The sequence below is a fragment of the Faecalicatena faecalis genome (genome assembly GCF_012524165.2).
Classification (GTDB): domain Bacteria; phylum Bacillota; class Clostridia; order Lachnospirales; family Lachnospiraceae; genus Faecalicatena_A; species Faecalicatena_A faecalis.
Map to the genome: position 1 here is coordinate 24,924 of NZ_JABACJ020000009.1, position 17,069 is coordinate 41,992.

Here is a 17,069-nt window from a genome sequence, read left to right on the forward strand (position 1 = left end):
ATAAGTGTAGCAGTATGTATTATTTTTTTATTATAATGGATTGAAGTAAAAAGGGATAGTGGAAAATAAAAAATAAGGGGAAAAGTCAGAAAAGTGTATACGAGATGGAAAAAAATTATATTCTTTTCAGTAAAATAAGCCGATATAATAAAACCATCACAAAAGGGAGGAATAAAGCTATGAAATGGAAAATGGTTGCAAAACGTGCTGCTGCACTTGGAGTTGCTGCAGTCATGGTAACGGCCGCAGCAGGCTGTGGAAACAGTGGTGACAAAGAGAAAAAAGAAAGCACTGACAAAGGCGGAGGCGTGACAATTACCGTAGGCCTGAAAGCATCACATGTGGAGATCTCAAATATCAATACATATAAGGATGCATGGGAAAAGAAGACGGGCAACAAAGTGGATGTCCAGGCGATTGATGATAATCAGTTCGACTCTCTGCTGCAGACGAAGATGTCGACCAGCGGTATGTGGGATATCTTCATCGGAGATACCGGAACACAGGCAAGCTCATATCAGCATGAGAAGAACCTGGTAGACCTGTCTGATGAAGCATGGGTAGACAAGCTGACAGATACGGGAAAAGAGTTTGTGACTAACTCAGACGGTAAGATCTACTGCTTCCCGAACGGCGGTGTGAACTCCTTTGGAATTGTTTATAACACAGAAGTGTTCGAGAAGAATGGAATCGAGATACCTAAGACGTTCGATGAATTTGATGCAGTCTGTGAAAAGTTAAAAGGTGCAGGAGTTACACCTCTTTATGTTTCTATGGCTGATGCATGGACAGTGAATCAGATCATGAATGGAGAATGGCCGAATATCTTAAGTGCAAATCCAGATGCTCTGGAAAAACTGAATAAGAATGAAATCCGTTGGGATTCCCTGCCGGAATTCAATGAGATGTTCGAACGCCTGAAAAGCTATGTAGACAAAGGGTATATCAATTCAGATATGGCTACGGCAAAATATGAGATGGCACAAAAAGCAATTGGAAGCGGCGAAGCAGCCATGATGTACATGGGCGACTGGGCAGATCCTGAGTATGCGAAGGTTGCTCCAGAAGCAGCAGGTAAGATCGGAATGTTTGCGGCACCGTCTAAAGACGGCGACAGCAAGCTTGCAATCGCAGGTCCTGGTGGATACTATATCTCCAATCAGTGCAAGAATGTAGACGCAGCGAAAGATTTCCTCAGCTTCATGGCAGAAGATGACAACATTAAGCTGAATATGGAAACAAGAGCATGTACTTCCGTATGGAAGGATATCGAAGCTACGAACTTAAGTAAGACATTGGAAGACACACAGTCTTATATCGACGCAGGAGAAACAGAGATTCACTATAACCAGACTTATGTGATCACCCCTTCTGACGATGCGAACAGCGCATTCCTGTCAGTATTACTTGGACAGAAGACACCAGAAGAATGCGCAAAGATCTGGAGTGATTCTGTAATTACAGTCGGAAAACAATTGGGATTTGACGGATTCAAATAAATCCCTCTATGTATCAGAAAGGAGTGCTGCAATCATCCAAGCGCGGAGTATTGCGGCATTCCTTTTTTCCAGAAAAGGAGGAGAAAAGTGAAACGGAAAAATGTCAGTAAACTGGAACGGAAATATTATCCTCTGGCCTTTGCAATCCCTGGGGTCATCATCTTTACGATATTTTATATCTGTTCCATCGTAGGAGGGTTCGTATTTTCGTTTACAGACTGGAGTATTTATAATTTTGAATCTCCAAGTTTTATAGGATTGAGCAATTTTAAGGATTTGTTTTTATCACAAAGCTTTTTGCCTGCATTGGGACATACCTTTTTATTTGCACTTGTGACCACCGTGTTAAAGGTAGGGTTCGGGCTGCTCTTTGCATTGCTTTTAAATCGGAAGTTCAGAGGCAGAAATTTCTTTAGGGCCGTTGTATTTCTGCCCTGTACCATCGGGGCACTTGTAATAGGTTATGTATTCACCTTCATTCTGCAGCCGGATACAGGAATCCTCAATGAGGCGCTGCGCAGCATCGGCCTGGATTCGCTGGCTCTGAACTGGCTGGGGAATACGAACATTGTCCTTTATGTGGTATGTGCGGTGGAGTCCTGGATGTGGATCGGTTTTAATACAGCTATCATCCTGGCAGGCCTGCAGTCCATCTCAGGGGATGTGTACGAAGCAGCAAGGATCGACGGGGCAAGTGCATGGCAGACGACCAGATTCATTACACTTCCCTTAGTCAGACCTTCTGTAAATACGACGATCACGCTTTGTGTGATCGGAGGTTTTAATATTTTTGATATTGTCATGTCCATGACGAACGGGGGACCCAATGGCGCCACCCAGGTAATCAGCAAACTGTCCTATGATGCAATGAGAGTCGGAACACTGGGATATGCATCCGCAATCAGTCTGATTCAGTTCCTTCTGATCATTGCCGTGATTTCACCTTTACTGAATTTCTTAAGGAGAAGGGAGCCGGATATCTGATGAATTACAAAACAAAAAAAACATTATCCAGAACGGCAGTCTACATAATTTGTATTATCGCTACGTTTTTGGTACTATTTCCATTTTTCCTGGTCATCCTGACTTCCTTTAAGTCAGTAGAAGAAGCGGCAATCGTGGATCTTTCCATGCCGAAGCAGATCTTATGGGAGAACTTTTCCTATGTCATGGAACAGGGAAACTTGCTTAGGGCATTCAAGAACAGTCTTCTGATCACAGGCTGCAGTGTGCTTTTGACCGTACTGGTCTCTTCGGTAACTGCCTTTGTGCTCACGAGAAGAAGTGATAAGCTCAGCAAGGTTCTGTCCAATTATTTCCTGATCGGCATGATCGCGCCTCTGGCGTTGATTCCCGAGGTCATTATCGTAAAGATGATTGGATTGAGCGGAACCTATCTGTCCATTATCCTGATTCATGTAGCGTCCAGGATGCCTCTTAGTATCATGATCTACTCCGGTGTCGTAAAGGGAATCCCGAGGTCATTGGACGAATCAGCTATGCTGGAGGGCTGTGGCTTCTTTCGGATGTTTTTCCAGGTCGTATTTCCACTGTTAAAGCCTGCGATATTTACAAACGTCATTATTGTATTCATGGGAGTATGGAACGATTTCCAGATTTCTCTGTACTTCGTGACAGATATTGCAAAAAATACAGTGCCTCTTAGTATCTATAGTTTTGTGGGATATATGACATACAAATGGAACTACGTATGTGCTTTCATCGTACTGTCGATTCTGCCAATTCTGATCGTATACTGTTGTGCGCAGAAATATATTGTAGACGGTATGATTGCCGGAGCAGTAAAAAATTAAAATGAACAAAAGGAGAGACAAATATTTATGGATAGATTTATTCTGAATATCATACACCGCCCGGAGATGGTGCCGGAATATGCAGAAAAAGTGACCGGGCATGGGAAAGAGGAGAATCTGGGGAGTGAAAAACTGCTGACAGAGTCATTGGATATCTTTAAGACACAGCAGGAAATCGCCCATAGAAATGGATTCAGGACCACCATCCAGATGACATATGCCAGTCTCTTTAATGAGGAGGCAGTGGCTCTGGCAAAAGAACACCATGAAACATATAGGGATGAGATCGGATTGACGTTGCTTGGTCTTCCCTGTGAAGAATTCCGTGAAAAATATAAGACAAAGGATTTCTGCATCTGGATGTTCTCGATGGAGGATAAGAAGACGATCGTGACGGACGTATTCGAGAAGTTCTATGACTGTTTCGGATTTTATCCTGAGTCGACAGGTTCTTATTATATGGATGCTGATCTGATCCATTATATAAAGACCCAGTACCCATCCGTAAAATGTGCGGTCGCTACCTGCTGGGAGGAAGGTCCTAAGGCTTATCATACCTGCAATAATTCTTGGTATACATTGTTTGACGGCGGTCCGTGGAATCCATGGATTCCCTCTAAAGCAAATACCCATGCTCCCGCAGAAAATGAGGAGCAGGATTCAGGAATCGTGGCGATCCCGCATCTGTCAAGGGATTTGATCGCGTGCTTTGACGGCAATGGTTCTAATTTTGGTACCCATCCACAGAATGTACTGCGGGGGATGATTTATAAAGACGGACAGTATCCCTATCTGTATAACCTCATCGACCAGTACCGTTCCCTGAAAAAGTATAACCGCGGATATGCCTACAATATGATGTTCGTAGGACCGGGCTGGATGAACAAGATGGGACGCTGGGAGGCACCCTACGAGCTGCTTTTAAAGAGTTATGAGGATGGTATGGCATATTATGCCAGTCTCCGCGACCAGGGGGAGTTAGAAGAGATGACCATGGCAGAGTTCGCGGATTTCTACCGTGCTAATAAGACCTACACACAGCCCGAGTGCGCACTCTGGCGTGATATCCTGTATGGATCGAAGAAACAGCTTTTCTGGTATGTAGACCCGTATCTGCGCACCTGTGTGGATATGAACCAGGGCGGCGCACTTGTGGACTTACGTCCTTATGCTGCGAAAATCGACTGGCCCGTGGGAATTGGCACAAAACATGTGCAGGATGCTTCTTACCCTTTCTTGATTCAGGAGAAGTACAGAGCCGGATATTTTACCCACTATGCTGGCGAGGGAACGATTAAGAGCTGCAAGATCATCTATCAGGGAGAAGAGGTGGATATGTGTCTGTGCAGGACAAAGGCAAAATTCAGAGAAGAGGGTGATACCAGGATCCTGACACTCGATCCGGTAGAGATTGAATTTGCGGATCTGACGGTGAAGCTCCAAACGATTTTCTACTTTGAGGAGGGAAGCTCAGAGATCAAGATACAAAGGAAGATTCTTGAGATGAGCAGACCGGAAGCCGAAATAGAGATACAGGAATATTTTACGGGCTGCTATGGCACAACAGAATATCCAGAGGATATGACCGACATTATACTAAGCTGCCGGTCCACTGACCGGGAAGAGTCGATCCACTATGCATACAAATGCCGGGAGGCGGAGGTTGAGAACGGAGTATGTGCAGAGGTCGTGATTCCAAATATCAATACGAAGGCGTCCGTGGGTGCGAAGGAGGAAGTGACAGCATATATCCGCGAGGGATATGCATTTTCACCGATGTACACACTTGGACTAAAGAAGAGGATGAAAAATGGGGAGGTGCTGAACACATGGCTCAAAGTGGAAAGGGCAGATTAAATTACAGATGTCCATCCTGTTTTATGAGGGATCTGGATATCGATATGTTCTATGATAAAGAAAAGGATGAGTACTATTGCATCCGGTGCCAGTATACCGGGAATGAGGAGGATGTGCTCAAAAAAAATGAGATGGCACGATTCCGTTATCGCAGGATGATGGATCGAATCACAGAGTTTGATGATTAGTACGACTTTATATTGGCAGTGCAAAGAGAAGTGTATAAGAAAGCATAGGAAAGGCAGAAGATGGAGAACAGGAAATATCAGTTTTTAATTGAAGAAAAGCCGGAGGGTCTGCATATTTCCTCGCAGATAACAGAGGAGGGGGAGCTTGTCACAATCCGGCTCCATGTGGAAAGTAAAGAAGAACAGATTTTTTTGCCGACTGTATGCTCGGTGGTCGTTCCGGCATGTGAAATTCATGAAATATGGAGCCCCAAGATTCATCTGATCAAGGCGTTGAACCTGGACTGGTTTCAATATCTGAAGAAAACGAATGGCTTTACCGGGGCGCCCGTCCAGTGCCTGATCGGCATAGACAATCAGAACCGCGCTGCCCTGGGAATCTCAGATACGCTGAATACATTTGAGTTCCAGGCAGTCCCGGTGGAAGAGACTGGGGAGTATGCATTTCGCATCTGTATGTTCATGGAGGAGCATATCCCTAAAAAGACATATGATGTGGAACTTCGGCTGGATCTGCGCAGGCTTCCTTATTACCGGGTATTGGATGAGATGGCGGCCTGGTGGGAGAAAGAAAAAAGGAATCATCCGGCAGCCGTCCCGGCAGATGCAAAGGAGCCTATGTATTCGACCTGGTACAGTTTTCATCAGATGGTAGAAGAAAAAGCGCTGCTAAAGCAGTGCCGCCTTTCCCGGGAATTAGGGTGCAGAAGTATTCTGTTGGACGATGGCTGGCAGACGGAGGATGGAAACCGGGGGTATGCTTACTGTGGGGACTGGCAGAATGCAACATCTAAAATACCAGATATGGCAGCCTTTGTGAAAAAGGTACATGATCTGGACATGAAGGTGATTCCCTGGTATTCCCTTCCGTTTATTGGAGAAAAGTCAGAGAATTTTTCAAACTTTCAGGACATGCTTATTGACCCTGATGCTAAAAGACAATGGCATGTGCTGGATCCGCGGTATCCGAAAGTGAGGGAGTTCATTATCTCTCTGTTCGAACAGGCTTTAGATGAGTGGGACGTGGACGGATTCAAGATGGATTTTATAGACGAGTTCGTGGTAACTCCATTCGGCGGGAAAGAGGCAGATCCAAGGAGGGATTTCGAGTCGTTCCACGAGGCAGCAGATTGTATGATGAAGGAGTGCACAAGCAGGCTGAAAGCGAAAAAGCCGGATATCCTGCTGGAATTCAGACAGACATATAACGGGCCGATGATGCGCAGCTATGGCAATATTTTCCGAGCTGTGGACTGTCCCTTTGATGCGGTGGAAAATCGGGTCCGAGTGACAGATGTCAGGCTTTTGTGCCGCAACAGTGCAGTACATTCTGATATGATCATGTGGCATCCCAAGGATACGGTCGAGAGTGCTGCGCTGCAGATCATCAACATTCTGTTCAGTGTACCGCAGATTTCCATGCGGCTGGATGAACTGTCAAAGGAACATCAGGAGATGCTGGCGTTCTATATGGGAATCTGGAAGAAGTATCGGGACCCGCTGATCAACGGAACATTTGAGCCGCTCAACCCGATCAGCCGCTATAATGTGATCAAGGGAGCCTGCAACGGGCAGTTGGCTTGTGTCTGGCATGAGAATGCAGTGGTCATGCTGGAACAGATCTATGAGAAAATGCTTTTTGTGAATGGGACTGCCATAGGAAAACTATATCTGGACTGCAAAGAATCGGCTGGGAGATATGAGATACGGTGTTATGACTGTACGGGACACCTGCTGAAAAAGGAACAGGCAACAGTGGAAGCAGGATTTAAACAGTATGAGGTGCCGCCAAGTGGTGTGCTCGAGTTCTGCAGAATCTAAGGAACTTTTGGCCTGGAAATCGGGGCCAGTCCTAGCGAATATTCGGAATCCGCTTGGCTGCTTCCTGGATGAAATTAAAATAAGAATGAAAACAGATTTAAGGTAAATAATAAGAAGGATGATATCAGTGATTTCAGATGTCATCCTTTTTGTATATGATATTTTGAAATTTTTGATAGTTCTGCTCCTTTTTCGATAAATTCGAAACAGATTGTCAAAATATGTAAAAAATAGGCTGAATTTACATGTTCTGTGATATAATAAAAATAATATACCCAAAGGATGCGGCGATATACATACCCAGTAAGCAGTCTGTGTAAGGGTTTTAGCGGCATGCATCTGTCAGCGGTTATAAAACAGGGAACTCGTTCATACTAAGTATCAGTAATTGTCGGGAGGAAGGTATTATGTTAGAGAAAGTGGATCTTACAAAATCTATGGTCAAAGATGAGTACAAGGCAAAGATGCCAATGCTGATGGCAAGGCTCGGCGAGCTGCAGAGACAGTGCAAGACATTGAATATCCCTGTGATGATCGTATTCGAGGGATTTGGAGCGTCCGGGAAAGGTCTGCAGATCGGAGAGCTGATTCAAAGCCTTGATCCGAGAGGCTTCAAGGTGTTCGCAATTAAGGAGGAATCAGAAGAAGAACAGATGCATCCTTTTTTATGGCGGTTTTGGACCAAGACCCCGGAAAAGGGACGAATCGCTATCTATGATGGAAGCTGGTACAGGAAAGTGTTGATCGAACGCTTCGATAAGAGGACGAAGAAGAAAGAGATCCCTGATATTTTTCAATCCATCTGTTCTTTTGAAAAGCAGCTTACAGATGACGGATATGTCATGATCAAGCTTTTATTGGATATTGACAAAAAAGAACAAAAGAAGCGTTTTCAAAAGCTGATGGATTCGAAAGAGACAGCGTGGCGTGTCAGCCAGGGAGATCTGGAGCGTAATGCAAGATATCAGGAATATGCTCAGATGATGGAGGAGATGCTGCATATTACGGATACGGACTATGCGCCATGGACGATTATTGAAGCCATGGACAGAAGGTTCGCCACGGTCAAGATCTATACGGTCGTAATTAAGGCATTGGAAGAGCAAATCGAACATGTGAAAAAGTCAAAGGCAAAAGAACGGGCAGCAGAAGCTATTGCAGAGATGGATGGGGAAGGGAAGAGCCCCGCAGAAAATACAGCGGCTGAGATAGATCAGAAGGAGCTGACAGAGTCCGTTCTTGCCAAGGCCGATTTAAGTTTGAGCCTTACAAAGAAGGAATACAAGGACAAATTGAAAAAGCTGCAGAAGAGACTGAGTCTGCTTCATGGCGAATTATATAGAAGGCGGATTCCTGTAGTACTTGGTTTTGAGGGATGGGATGCTGGCGGCAAAGGCGGTGCAATCAAAAGGCTGACGGAAAAGATGGATCCCCGCGGGTTCGTGGTGAATCCGACGGCGTCTCCGAATGATATAGAAAAGGCACATCATTATCTGTGGCGTTTCTGGCGGGCAATGCCGAAGGCCGGGCATATCGCCATTTTTGACCGGACCTGGTATGGCCGTGTCATGGTGGAGCGGATCGAGGGCTTTTGTACCAAACAGGAATGGCAACGGGCCTACAAGGAAATGAATGATATGGAAAAGGATCTGGTCAATGCAGGTGCCATTGTGATGAAGTTCTGGATGCAGATCGATAAAGATGAGCAGGAACGCAGGTTCAAGGCACGTCAGGAGAACCCACAAAAGCAGTGGAAGATCACAGATGAGGATTGGCGTAACCGGGAAAAATGGGATCAATACGAGGAGGCAGTCAATGAAATGCTGATCCGTACCTCTACAGAGTATGCGCCATGGATCGTGGTCGAGGGAAATGACAAGTACTATGCACGGATTAAAGTGTTGGAGACAGTGGTCGAAGCGATAGAAAAGCGGATCAAAGAGTAATAAAAAGGAAATAAATAAAAATTACAGAATATAGTAAATAAGAAACATAAAAATAGAAGACCGTTTTATTCCCGACAGTCAGGATTCAGTATGAGGAAATGCCTATGACAATCAGAGAGCAGCTTGAGGAACGTGAATTGGAGTATTTAAGCCCCTATGCAACTTTCAGCAGGAATTCCAGGGGCAGGAAGAGACCTGAGGCCGAGTGTGATATCCGTCCTGTCTTTCAGCGGGACAGAGACCGTATCCTGCACTGTAAGTCTTTTCGTCGTTTAAAGCAGAAGACCCAGGTCTTTCTGCTGCCAAAGGGAGACCATTACAGGACCAGACTGACACATACCTTAGAGGTGTCGCAGAACGCCCGGACAATCGCCAAGGCGCTGCGGTTAAACGAAGATCTGGCAGAGGCGATTGCACTGGGCCATGATCTGGGGCATACGCCCTTTGGTCATGCAGGGGAGAGGGCCCTCAATGAGGTGTATCATTTTGCGCATAATGAGCAGAGCTTAAGAGTGGTAGACTGTGTGGAGAAGCAGGGGGCGGGGCTGAACCTGACTTGGGAAGTGAAGGACGGAATCCTGAACCATCCAACGGCTGGAAATCCTCATACCCTGGAGGGACAGGTGATTCGTCTGTCAGATAAGATTGCCTACATCAACCATGATATTGATGATGCCATCCGGGGCGGCATCCTTGTGGAGGAGGATATCCCGGCAGAGTACAGGAGGATATTAGGCGGCAGCAGTAAGGAACGTCTTAACAAGATGGTACATGATGTGATTACAAATAGTATGGATAAACCGTCCATCATCATGTCAGATCCAGTTAAGAAAGCGATGATCGGGCTGCGCAGCTTTATGTTCGAGCATGTCTATATGAATCCCAAAGCGAAAGGGGAGGAAGATAAGGCGGTCCATCTGATCGAGCAGCTATATGATTATTACATCCGGCATCTGGAGCTGATGCCGGAACAATACTTAAAAGCGATCGACAGGCTGGGCAACTGTAAGGAGCAGGTGGTGTGCGATTACATAGCGGGTATGACAGATAATTATGCAGTAAAAAAATATGAGGAATTTTTTGTACCGGAGGCATGGATGAATTAGAAAAGAAAAAAGTGAACTTTTTGCGCTGGAAGTGAAAAAAATAAAAGGAAATCGGGAAGATTTGTCGAATATATATAAAGTAAGGCAAAATGCCATGTCACTAAGGCTCGGTAAAGTGTGGGACTTAGCCGGCAGGGGTCTTTGCCACGCAAGGTCTATCAGGACCGGACCTTACATGTCTAAAGCAGGAGGGCAGTGAATGTATTATCCAGAGGAATTAGTTGAAGAAGTAAGAATGAAGAATGACATCGTGGATGTAATATCCGGTTATGTGCGCTTGCAGAAAAAAGGAAGTTCTTATTTTGGACTCTGTCCATTCCATAATGAAAAGTCGCCCTCTTTTTCAGTGAGCCGTTCCAAACAGATGTATTACTGTTTTGGCTGCGGGGCCGGAGGGAATGTTTTTACCTTCCTGATGGAGTATGAGAATTTTTCCTTTGTGGAGGCTTTAAAGTTCCTGGCCGACCGGGCAGGAGTGGAGCTCCCGGAGATGGAGTATTCGAAGGAAGCAAAGGAGAAGGCGGATCTTCGTGCTACTCTTCTTGAGATCAATAAGGTGGCGGCACAGTATTTCTATGTGCAGTTGAAATCAGAACAAGGGAAGATCGGATATACATACTTAAAGAACAGGGAACTTTCAGATGAGACGATCAAAGCATTCGGTCTGGGGTATTCGAATAAATACAGCAATGACCTGTTTCAGTATCTAAGGAAGAAGGGATACAGCGAGGACCTGATCCGTCAGGCGGGACTGATCAATACGGACGAAAAGAACGGTGTGTATGATAAGTTCTGGAATCGGGTCATGTTCCCGATCATGGACGTCAATAACCGGGTGATCGGATTTGGCGGGCGTGTCATGGGGGATGGAAAGCCGAAGTACTTGAACTCTCCAGAGACCGCTATTTTTGACAAGAGCCGGAACCTGTATGGACTGAATCGTGCACGTACATCGAGGAAGCCGTATTTCCTGCTCTGTGAGGGATATATGGATGTGATTTCTCTTCACCAGGCTGGGTTCACAAACGCGGTGGCATCCCTGGGAACTGCTCTGACAACAGGACATGCCTCTTTGATCAAGAGATATGTTCAGGAAGTCTATCTGACATATGACAGTGATGAGGCCGGAACAAAGGCAGCTCTTAGAGCCGTACCGATTCTTAAGGATGCGGGGATTTCAGCCAGGGTCATCCGCATGGACCCCTATAAAGACCCGGATGAGTTTATTAAGAATCTGGGGGCGGAAGAGTTTGAAAAACGGATTGGCAATGCGAGAAACGGATTCCTGTTCAGTCTGGAAATCCTGGCGAGGGATTATGACATGGATTCCCCGGAAGGAAAGACCGCATTTTTTAAAGAGGCGGCGAAGCGGCTGATCAGCTTTGAGGATGAACTGGAGCGGAACAATTATGTTGAGGCCGTGGCAAAAGCATATAAGGTCAGCCCGGAAAGTCTGCAGAAGCTTGTGACAAAGACTGCGGTCACGGCAGGAATGGCAAAGCCGGCAGCGCGTCCGAAGACGGCATCTGGAGAACAGAAGCCGAAGGAGAGCGGAATCCTTGTCTCCCAAAAGCTGCTTTTGACCTGGATGATTGAGGATGTGAAGCTATTCGGTACGATCAAGAAGTACATAAGTCCAGATGATTTTACAGAAAAGCTGTACCGGACGGTCGCAGAACTCTTGTATGAACAGTATGAGGCAGGAGAATTGAATCCGGCAAAGATATTGAATCATTTTACTGCGGAGGAAGAGCATCGTGAAGCGGCATCTCTATTTCATACAAAGATCAGGGAGCTTTCCACGAAGGAGGAGCAGGAACAGGCAATTAAAGAAACCATCCTTCGTGTGAAGAACAACAGCATCGATTACAGGACGATGCATCTGGAACCGACAGATATGGCCGGATTGCAGAGATTGATGGAAGAGAAGAGAAAGCTTGATGATATAAAGAAACTGCATATTTCTATTGAATAAGGATAAAATAAAACAAGATAGCCCTATTTCGCAGGGAATAGGCAAAGGAAGGAAGGACACATGGAAGAAAACACACAGAAATTTGACGAGAAGCTAAAAGAACTTGTTGCGTTAGGTAAGAAAAAGAAGAGTATCCTGGAGCTTCAGGAGATCAATGACTTTTTCAACGACATGGAATTGGACGCAGAGCAGATGGAGAAGGTGTTTGAACATCTGGAGTCAAATAATATCGATGTGCTTCGTATCAGTGGAGATGATGACGATGTAGATGTTGAGGTCATTATTTCTGACGAAGATGAAGTGGATATGGAGAATATTGATCTGTCTGTGCCGGATGGGGTCAGTATTGAAGATCCGGTCCGTATGTATCTGAAAGAGATTGGAAAGGTTCCACTTTTAAGTGCAGAGAGAGAGATTGAATTGGCGCAGCGCATGGAAGACGGGGATGAGGATGCGAAGAAGGAACTGGCAGAGGCGAACTTACGTCTGGTAGTCAGCATTGCAAAGCGTTATGTCGGAAGAGGAATGCTGTTCTTGGATCTGATTCAGGAGGGAAATCTTGGTCTGATCAAGGCGGTCGAGAAGTTTGATTATCACAAGGGGTATAAGTTCAGTACCTATGCTACATGGTGGATCAGACAGGCAATCACAAGAGCCATCGCAGACCAGGCAAGGACTATCCGTATTCCGGTGCATATGGTGGAGACCATTAATAAACTGATCCGTGTGTCCAGACAGTTGCTCCAGGAATTAGGACGTGAACCCACGCCGGAAGAGATCGCAAAGGAGCTGGACATGCCTGTGGACCGTGTGCGTGAGATCTTAAAGATTTCCCAGGAGCCGGTATCCTTAGAGACTCCGATCGGTGAGGAGGAGGACAGTCATCTGGGAGACTTTATCCAGGATGACAATGTACCTGTTCCAGCGGAGGCAGCAGCACAGACTTTATTAAAAGAACAATTGGATGAGGTTCTGGATACATTGACAGACAGAGAGCAGAAGGTTCTGCGCTTACGTTTTGGAATGAACGATGGAAGAGCGCGGACACTGGAGGAAGTCGGTAAAGAGTTTGATGTTACCCGTGAACGTATCCGCCAGATTGAGGCGAAGGCACTCAGAAAGCTGCGTCATCCAAGCCGCAGCCGTAAGCTGAGAGACTACTTGGATTAAGAATATGGAATTATCAAAGAGATTACAGGCAGTTGCCGATCTGGTGACTGACGGATATAAAACAGCGGATATAGGCACTGACCATGCCTATATCCCTATTTATCTTGTGGAGCATCGTATTGCTCCGTTCGCGATTGCCATGGATGTAAATGCAGGACCGCTGGAACGTGCCAGGGCACATGTCAGGGAGAAGCACCTGGAAGAGAAGATAACCTTAAGGCTTTCTGACGGCTTTGAGGCTTTAGTTCCGGGGGAGGCAGACACGGCGATTCTGGCAGGAATGGGCGGCGCTCTGGTTATGAAGATATTGAAAGAAAATTGGGATGTAACGCTGCAACTTAAGGAGTGCATCCTGCAGCCGCAGTCGGAGATCGCAAAAGTGAGAGCCTTTCTTTTAGAGGAAGGTTTTTTATTTCTGGCAGAAGATATGGTGCTGGAGGATGGAAAGTTCTATCCGATGATGAAGGTAAAGCCTCCTGTGAAGAGGGAAGTGCAAAATATTGAAGTGCCAGGCAGTGAGCTGTCTTACAAAGAAGAGGCCTGCGGGGCAGGACAAAAGGAGTGTCCCCACAGAGAATGGTCAGACGTAGAGGTTTGTTACGGCAGGCTTCTGTTGGAAGGGAAGCATCCGGTTCTAAAGCAGTTTCTGGAAAAAGAGATTCAGTTGAAAACGAAGATACTGAGAAACCTGGAAGGACAGGACAGCGAGCATGCAAGACAGCGCATGAGAGAACTGGACCAGGAGCTTTCACAGGCGCAGAAAGGAATGGAATATTATGCTGTGTAAAGAAATTATGCAAGTGATTGAGGCTGCATATCCAAAGAGTGCAGCACTGTCTTTTGATAATGTGGGGCTGCAGGCTGGCAGAGCCGGAAAAGAAGTAAACAAAGTCTATCTGGCGCTGGATGCTACGGATCAGGTCATCGAAGCGGCGAAGTCGGCTGGGGCGGATATGCTCATTACCCATCATCCCTTGATTTTCTCACCACTAAAAAGTGTGACGGATGAAGACTTTGTAAGCAGAAGGATTGTAAAACTGATTCAATCAGATATTTCTTACTATGCAATGCATACCAATTATGACGTTCTGGGGATGGCCAAACTCTCTGGAGAGATCTTGGGACTTACGGATACAGAGGTACTCGATATTACGTCCGATACGGATGAAGGGCCAGAAGGAATCGGAAGAGTTGGAAGTCTTGCTGCGCCCATGACCTTGAAGGAATGCTGTGTATATGTGAAAGAGAGATTAAAACTGGGTTCCGTGAAGGTATTTGGAGACATGGAGGGTGAGGTCAGTACGCTGGCAGTCTCACCAGGTTCCGGTAAAAGCGCTGTCAGGCCGGCGATTGAAAAAGGCGCCGATGTGCTCGTAACAGGAGATATCGGCCACCATGACGGCCTGGATGCCGTGGAACAGGGACTTTCCATTATTGATGCAGGACATTATGGGACAGAATACATATTCATTGAGGATATGAAGAAATTCCTGGAGAAAAAGCTTCCCTGCCTGGATGTTGTGACGGCACCGGTAGTGCACCCGTTCCAGGTATTTTAGCTTCATTTTGATTGATAAGAGGATGGAACTGCATATATTATAGAGAATATCTGTCGGATGGAATCCAAGGAATCGGATCTTCCGTAAAAAATGTCAGGCAGGGGTCCCCTGCGGAAAGGATGCGTTATGGCAGCGAGAATGTGTACAGTACGGATCGAAAATGAGACAAAGGAGTATGAGGCAGGAGTTACTTATCAGCGGATCGCACAGGATTTTCAGGAGAAGTATGAGCACCAGATCGTGCTTGTATTTGTGAACCAGTTCCGTCTTCAGGAGCTGGATAAGACCTTGGAGGAGGACTGTGAGATCCAGTTCTTGACGACAGCGGACTCGATTGGATACGAGACATACAAAAGAAGTCTTTGTTTTATGATGGTAAAAGCAGTGCATGATGTCGGAGGACACGATAAAGTCGAGCGTGTCAGAATCCATTTCTCATTAAGTAAGGGGTATTTCTGTACCATCGAAGGGAATGTGGAATTGAACCAGTCCTTCTTGGATAAGGTTGACATGCGTATGCAGGATCTGATTAGAGAGAGAATTCCGATCGAAAAGCGTTCTATCCATACTACCGAGGCCGTGGATCTTTTCAGAAAGCACGGGATGTATGATAAGGAACGGCTGTTTGAATACAGGCGGGTTTCTAAAGTCAATATCTACAGCATGAATGAATTTGAAGATTATTATTATGGCTATATGGTGCCGGATGCCGGATATCTGAAATACTACGCCTTGTACTTATACGATGGCGGCTTTATTATCCAGATGCCGACGAAGGAAGAGCCGGAAAAGGTAGAACCCTTCGTTCCTATGCCCAAGCTGTTCGAGGTCCTCAAACAATCAATTGCCTGGGGAGATCTTCAGGGAATCGACACGGTCGGAGCTCTAAATGATATGGTGACACAGCATGATATGAGTGAGGTCGTATTGGTCCAGGAGGCATATCAGGAGCGCCAGATCGCAGAAATCGCGAAACAGATTGCCGACCGGCCAAATGTAAAATTCGTATTGATCGCAGGCCCGTCCTCCTCCGGGAAGACGACATTTTCCCATCGTTTATCCATTGAACTTAGGGTAAATGGAATGAGGCCGCATCCTATAGCGGTAGACAATTATTTTGTGGACCGCGAGCAGACCCCAAAGGATGAAAACGGGAATTATAATTTCGAATGTTTGGAAGCAATAGACGTCAAGCAGTTCAATGAAGATATGCAGGGACTGCTTGCGGGGGAAGAGGTCATTCTGCCTATTTTTGATTTCAAGGCCGGCAAACGGACCTATGGGAACAAACCGAAAAAATTAGAGAAGAATGATATCCTCGTAATCGAGGGCATCCACTGTCTGAATCCCAAATTGACGGAAAGCCTGAATAACGATAATAAGTTCAAGATTTATATCAGTGCACTGACACAGCTCAACATCGATGAGCATAACCGCATCCCATCCACAGATGGCCGTCTGATCCGCAGAATCGTCAGAGATGCGAGGACACGCGGGACATCCGCAAGGAATACTATCGCAATGTGGCCGTCCGTGAGAAGAGGAGAGGAGGAGAACATCTTCCCCTATCAGGAGGAGGCAGATGTCATGTTCAATTCCTCCCTGGTGTATGAGCTGGCCGTACTAAAACAGTACGTGGAACCATTGCTATTTGGTATGGGAAAAGACTGCCCCGAATACGTAGAGGCAAAGAGGCTGCTGAAATTCTTCGATTATTTCGTAGGAATCGGAAGCGAGCCCGTGCCGACCAATTCATTATTGCGGGAATTCATCGGAGGCGGTTGCTTTAACGTATAAAATTGAATTTTATTTAGAAAAACTAAGACATGAATCCTTTGCTATGCTTCCTGCACTTCCAATCTTGAAGCAGCCCAGCCCGCCCAAAAGAGGGGATGAGGGGGAGAAAGGCCGTTTTCAGCAGGCATAATAGCGTGTGTTAGCAGCACTTAATAAGAAACAGCCGAATTTTGCCGATGGAATTTGATTCTCCAAAATCAAATTCCATGAATGGCTGAGCCGCGTTTGCATCAGCAAACACGGTGAATCCATTCAGTGCGGCAAAATCCGGCTGTTTCTTATTTAGTGCTGTTTCACAAGCGGCAAGCCTGTAGAAAACGGTCTTTCTCCCCCTCAT

Annotated in this window: 14 protein-coding genes; 13 read left to right on the forward strand and 1 reads right to left on the reverse strand. The window is 46.0% G+C overall.

The window, feature by feature from the left end; translation table 11 throughout:
- Nucleotides 1-179 precede the first annotated feature (179 nt).
- The 13 genes from HGO97_RS10860 (at nucleotide 180) to HGO97_RS10920 (ending at nucleotide 16,732) form a co-directional block, all read left to right on the forward strand.
- On the forward strand, nucleotides 180-1,499 hold the full coding sequence (locus HGO97_RS10860; RefSeq protein ID WP_246597406.1) for an ABC transporter substrate-binding protein: 1,320 nt from the start codon (nucleotides 180-182) through the stop codon (nucleotides 1,497-1,499).
- 87 nt (nucleotides 1,500-1,586) lie between these two features.
- A complete protein-coding gene (locus HGO97_RS10865; RefSeq protein WP_216241506.1) occupies nucleotides 1,587-2,483 on the forward strand; it encodes a carbohydrate ABC transporter permease in 897 nt (298 codons plus the stop codon).
- Nucleotides 2,483-3,313 carry a carbohydrate ABC transporter permease gene (locus tag HGO97_RS10870; RefSeq protein WP_216241508.1) on the forward strand — a complete coding sequence of 277 codons (831 nt, stop codon included), beginning with the start codon at nucleotides 2,483-2,485 and terminating at the stop codon, nucleotides 3,311-3,313. The genes HGO97_RS10865 and HGO97_RS10870 overlap by 1 nt, the downstream gene beginning before the upstream one ends.
- Nucleotides 3,314-3,340: 27 nt before the next feature.
- A complete protein-coding gene (locus HGO97_RS10875) occupies nucleotides 3,341-5,170 on the forward strand; it encodes a hypothetical protein (protein WP_216241510.1) in 1,830 nt (609 codons plus the stop codon).
- On the forward strand, nucleotides 5,143-5,358 hold the full coding sequence (locus HGO97_RS10880; protein ID WP_216241512.1) for a hypothetical protein: 216 nt from the start codon (nucleotides 5,143-5,145) through the stop codon (nucleotides 5,356-5,358). Before HGO97_RS10875 ends, HGO97_RS10880 begins: the two co-directional genes overlap by 28 nt.
- Before the next feature lie 60 nt (nucleotides 5,359-5,418).
- A complete protein-coding gene (locus HGO97_RS10885) occupies nucleotides 5,419-7,179 on the forward strand; it encodes a glycoside hydrolase family 36 protein (RefSeq protein WP_216241515.1) in 1,761 nt (586 codons plus the stop codon).
- Nucleotides 7,180-7,586: 407 nt separating this feature from the next.
- Nucleotides 7,587-9,125 carry a polyphosphate:AMP phosphotransferase gene (pap, locus tag HGO97_RS10890; protein ID WP_216241516.1) on the forward strand — a complete coding sequence of 513 codons (1,539 nt, stop codon included), beginning with the start codon at nucleotides 7,587-7,589 and terminating at the stop codon, nucleotides 9,123-9,125.
- A gap of 104 nt (nucleotides 9,126-9,229) precedes the next feature.
- On the forward strand, nucleotides 9,230-10,231 hold the full coding sequence (locus HGO97_RS10895; RefSeq protein ID WP_216241518.1) for a deoxyguanosinetriphosphate triphosphohydrolase: 1,002 nt from the start codon (nucleotides 9,230-9,232) through the stop codon (nucleotides 10,229-10,231).
- A gap of 199 nt (nucleotides 10,232-10,430) precedes the next feature.
- A complete protein-coding gene (dnaG, locus tag HGO97_RS10900; protein ID WP_216241520.1) occupies nucleotides 10,431-12,206 on the forward strand; it encodes a DNA primase in 1,776 nt (591 codons plus the stop codon).
- Between the two features lie 60 nt (nucleotides 12,207-12,266).
- Nucleotides 12,267-13,376 carry an RNA polymerase sigma factor RpoD gene (gene rpoD, locus HGO97_RS10905; RefSeq protein ID WP_216241522.1) on the forward strand — a complete coding sequence of 370 codons (1,110 nt, stop codon included), beginning with the start codon at nucleotides 12,267-12,269 and terminating at the stop codon, nucleotides 13,374-13,376.
- Between the two features lie 4 nt (nucleotides 13,377-13,380).
- The gene (locus HGO97_RS10910) at nucleotides 13,381-14,163 is read left to right on the forward strand and encodes a tRNA (adenine(22)-N(1))-methyltransferase (protein WP_216241523.1); all 783 of its coding nucleotides are present in this window, start codon (nucleotides 13,381-13,383) and stop codon (nucleotides 14,161-14,163) included.
- The gene (locus tag HGO97_RS10915) at nucleotides 14,153-14,935 is read left to right on the forward strand and encodes a Nif3-like dinuclear metal center hexameric protein (RefSeq protein ID WP_216241525.1); all 783 of its coding nucleotides are present in this window, start codon (nucleotides 14,153-14,155) and stop codon (nucleotides 14,933-14,935) included. The genes HGO97_RS10910 and HGO97_RS10915 overlap by 11 nt, the downstream gene beginning before the upstream one ends.
- Before the next feature lie 126 nt (nucleotides 14,936-15,061).
- Complete coding sequence (locus tag HGO97_RS10920) at nucleotides 15,062-16,732, forward strand: nucleoside kinase (protein WP_216241528.1); 1,671 nt, start codon at nucleotides 15,062-15,064, stop codon at nucleotides 16,730-16,732.
- Between the two features lie 139 nt (nucleotides 16,733-16,871).
- Here the strand turns inward: HGO97_RS10920 and HGO97_RS10925 are convergent, their stop codons facing one another.
- Nucleotides 16,872-17,069, reverse strand: coding sequence for a hypothetical protein (locus HGO97_RS10925; protein ID WP_216241530.1), 198 nt, complete (start codon nucleotides 17,067-17,069; stop codon nucleotides 16,872-16,874).

What these genes read in the sequence shown, in the direction of transcription:
- HGO97_RS10860 (WP_246597406.1), top strand. Translation starts at nt 180, where the DNA reads ATGAAATGGAAAATGGTTGCAAAACGTGCTGCTGCACTTGGAGTTGCT.
- HGO97_RS10870 (WP_216241508.1), top strand. Translation starts at nt 2,483, where the DNA reads ATGAATTACAAAACAAAAAAAACATTATCCAGAACGGCAGTCTACATA.
- HGO97_RS10875 (WP_216241510.1), top strand. Translation starts at nt 3,341, where the DNA reads ATGGATAGATTTATTCTGAATATCATACACCGCCCGGAGATGGTGCCG.
- HGO97_RS10880 (WP_216241512.1), top strand. Translation starts at nt 5,143, where the DNA reads ATGGCTCAAAGTGGAAAGGGCAGATTAAATTACAGATGTCCATCCTGT.
- HGO97_RS10885 (WP_216241515.1), top strand. Translation starts at nt 5,419, where the DNA reads ATGGAGAACAGGAAATATCAGTTTTTAATTGAAGAAAAGCCGGAGGGT.
- pap (WP_216241516.1), top strand. Translation starts at nt 7,587, where the DNA reads ATGTTAGAGAAAGTGGATCTTACAAAATCTATGGTCAAAGATGAGTAC.
- HGO97_RS10895 (WP_216241518.1), top strand. Translation starts at nt 9,230, where the DNA reads ATGACAATCAGAGAGCAGCTTGAGGAACGTGAATTGGAGTATTTAAGC.
- dnaG (WP_216241520.1), top strand. Translation starts at nt 10,431, where the DNA reads ATGTATTATCCAGAGGAATTAGTTGAAGAAGTAAGAATGAAGAATGAC.
- rpoD (WP_216241522.1), top strand. Translation starts at nt 12,267, where the DNA reads ATGGAAGAAAACACACAGAAATTTGACGAGAAGCTAAAAGAACTTGTT.
- HGO97_RS10910 (WP_216241523.1), top strand. Translation starts at nt 13,381, where the DNA reads ATGGAATTATCAAAGAGATTACAGGCAGTTGCCGATCTGGTGACTGAC.
- HGO97_RS10915 (WP_216241525.1), top strand. Translation starts at nt 14,153, where the DNA reads ATGCTGTGTAAAGAAATTATGCAAGTGATTGAGGCTGCATATCCAAAG.
- HGO97_RS10920 (WP_216241528.1), top strand. Translation starts at nt 15,062, where the DNA reads ATGGCAGCGAGAATGTGTACAGTACGGATCGAAAATGAGACAAAGGAG.
- HGO97_RS10925 (WP_216241530.1), bottom strand. Translation starts at nt 17,069, where the DNA reads ATGAGGGGGAGAAAGACCGTTTTCTACAGGCTTGCCGCTTGTGAAACA.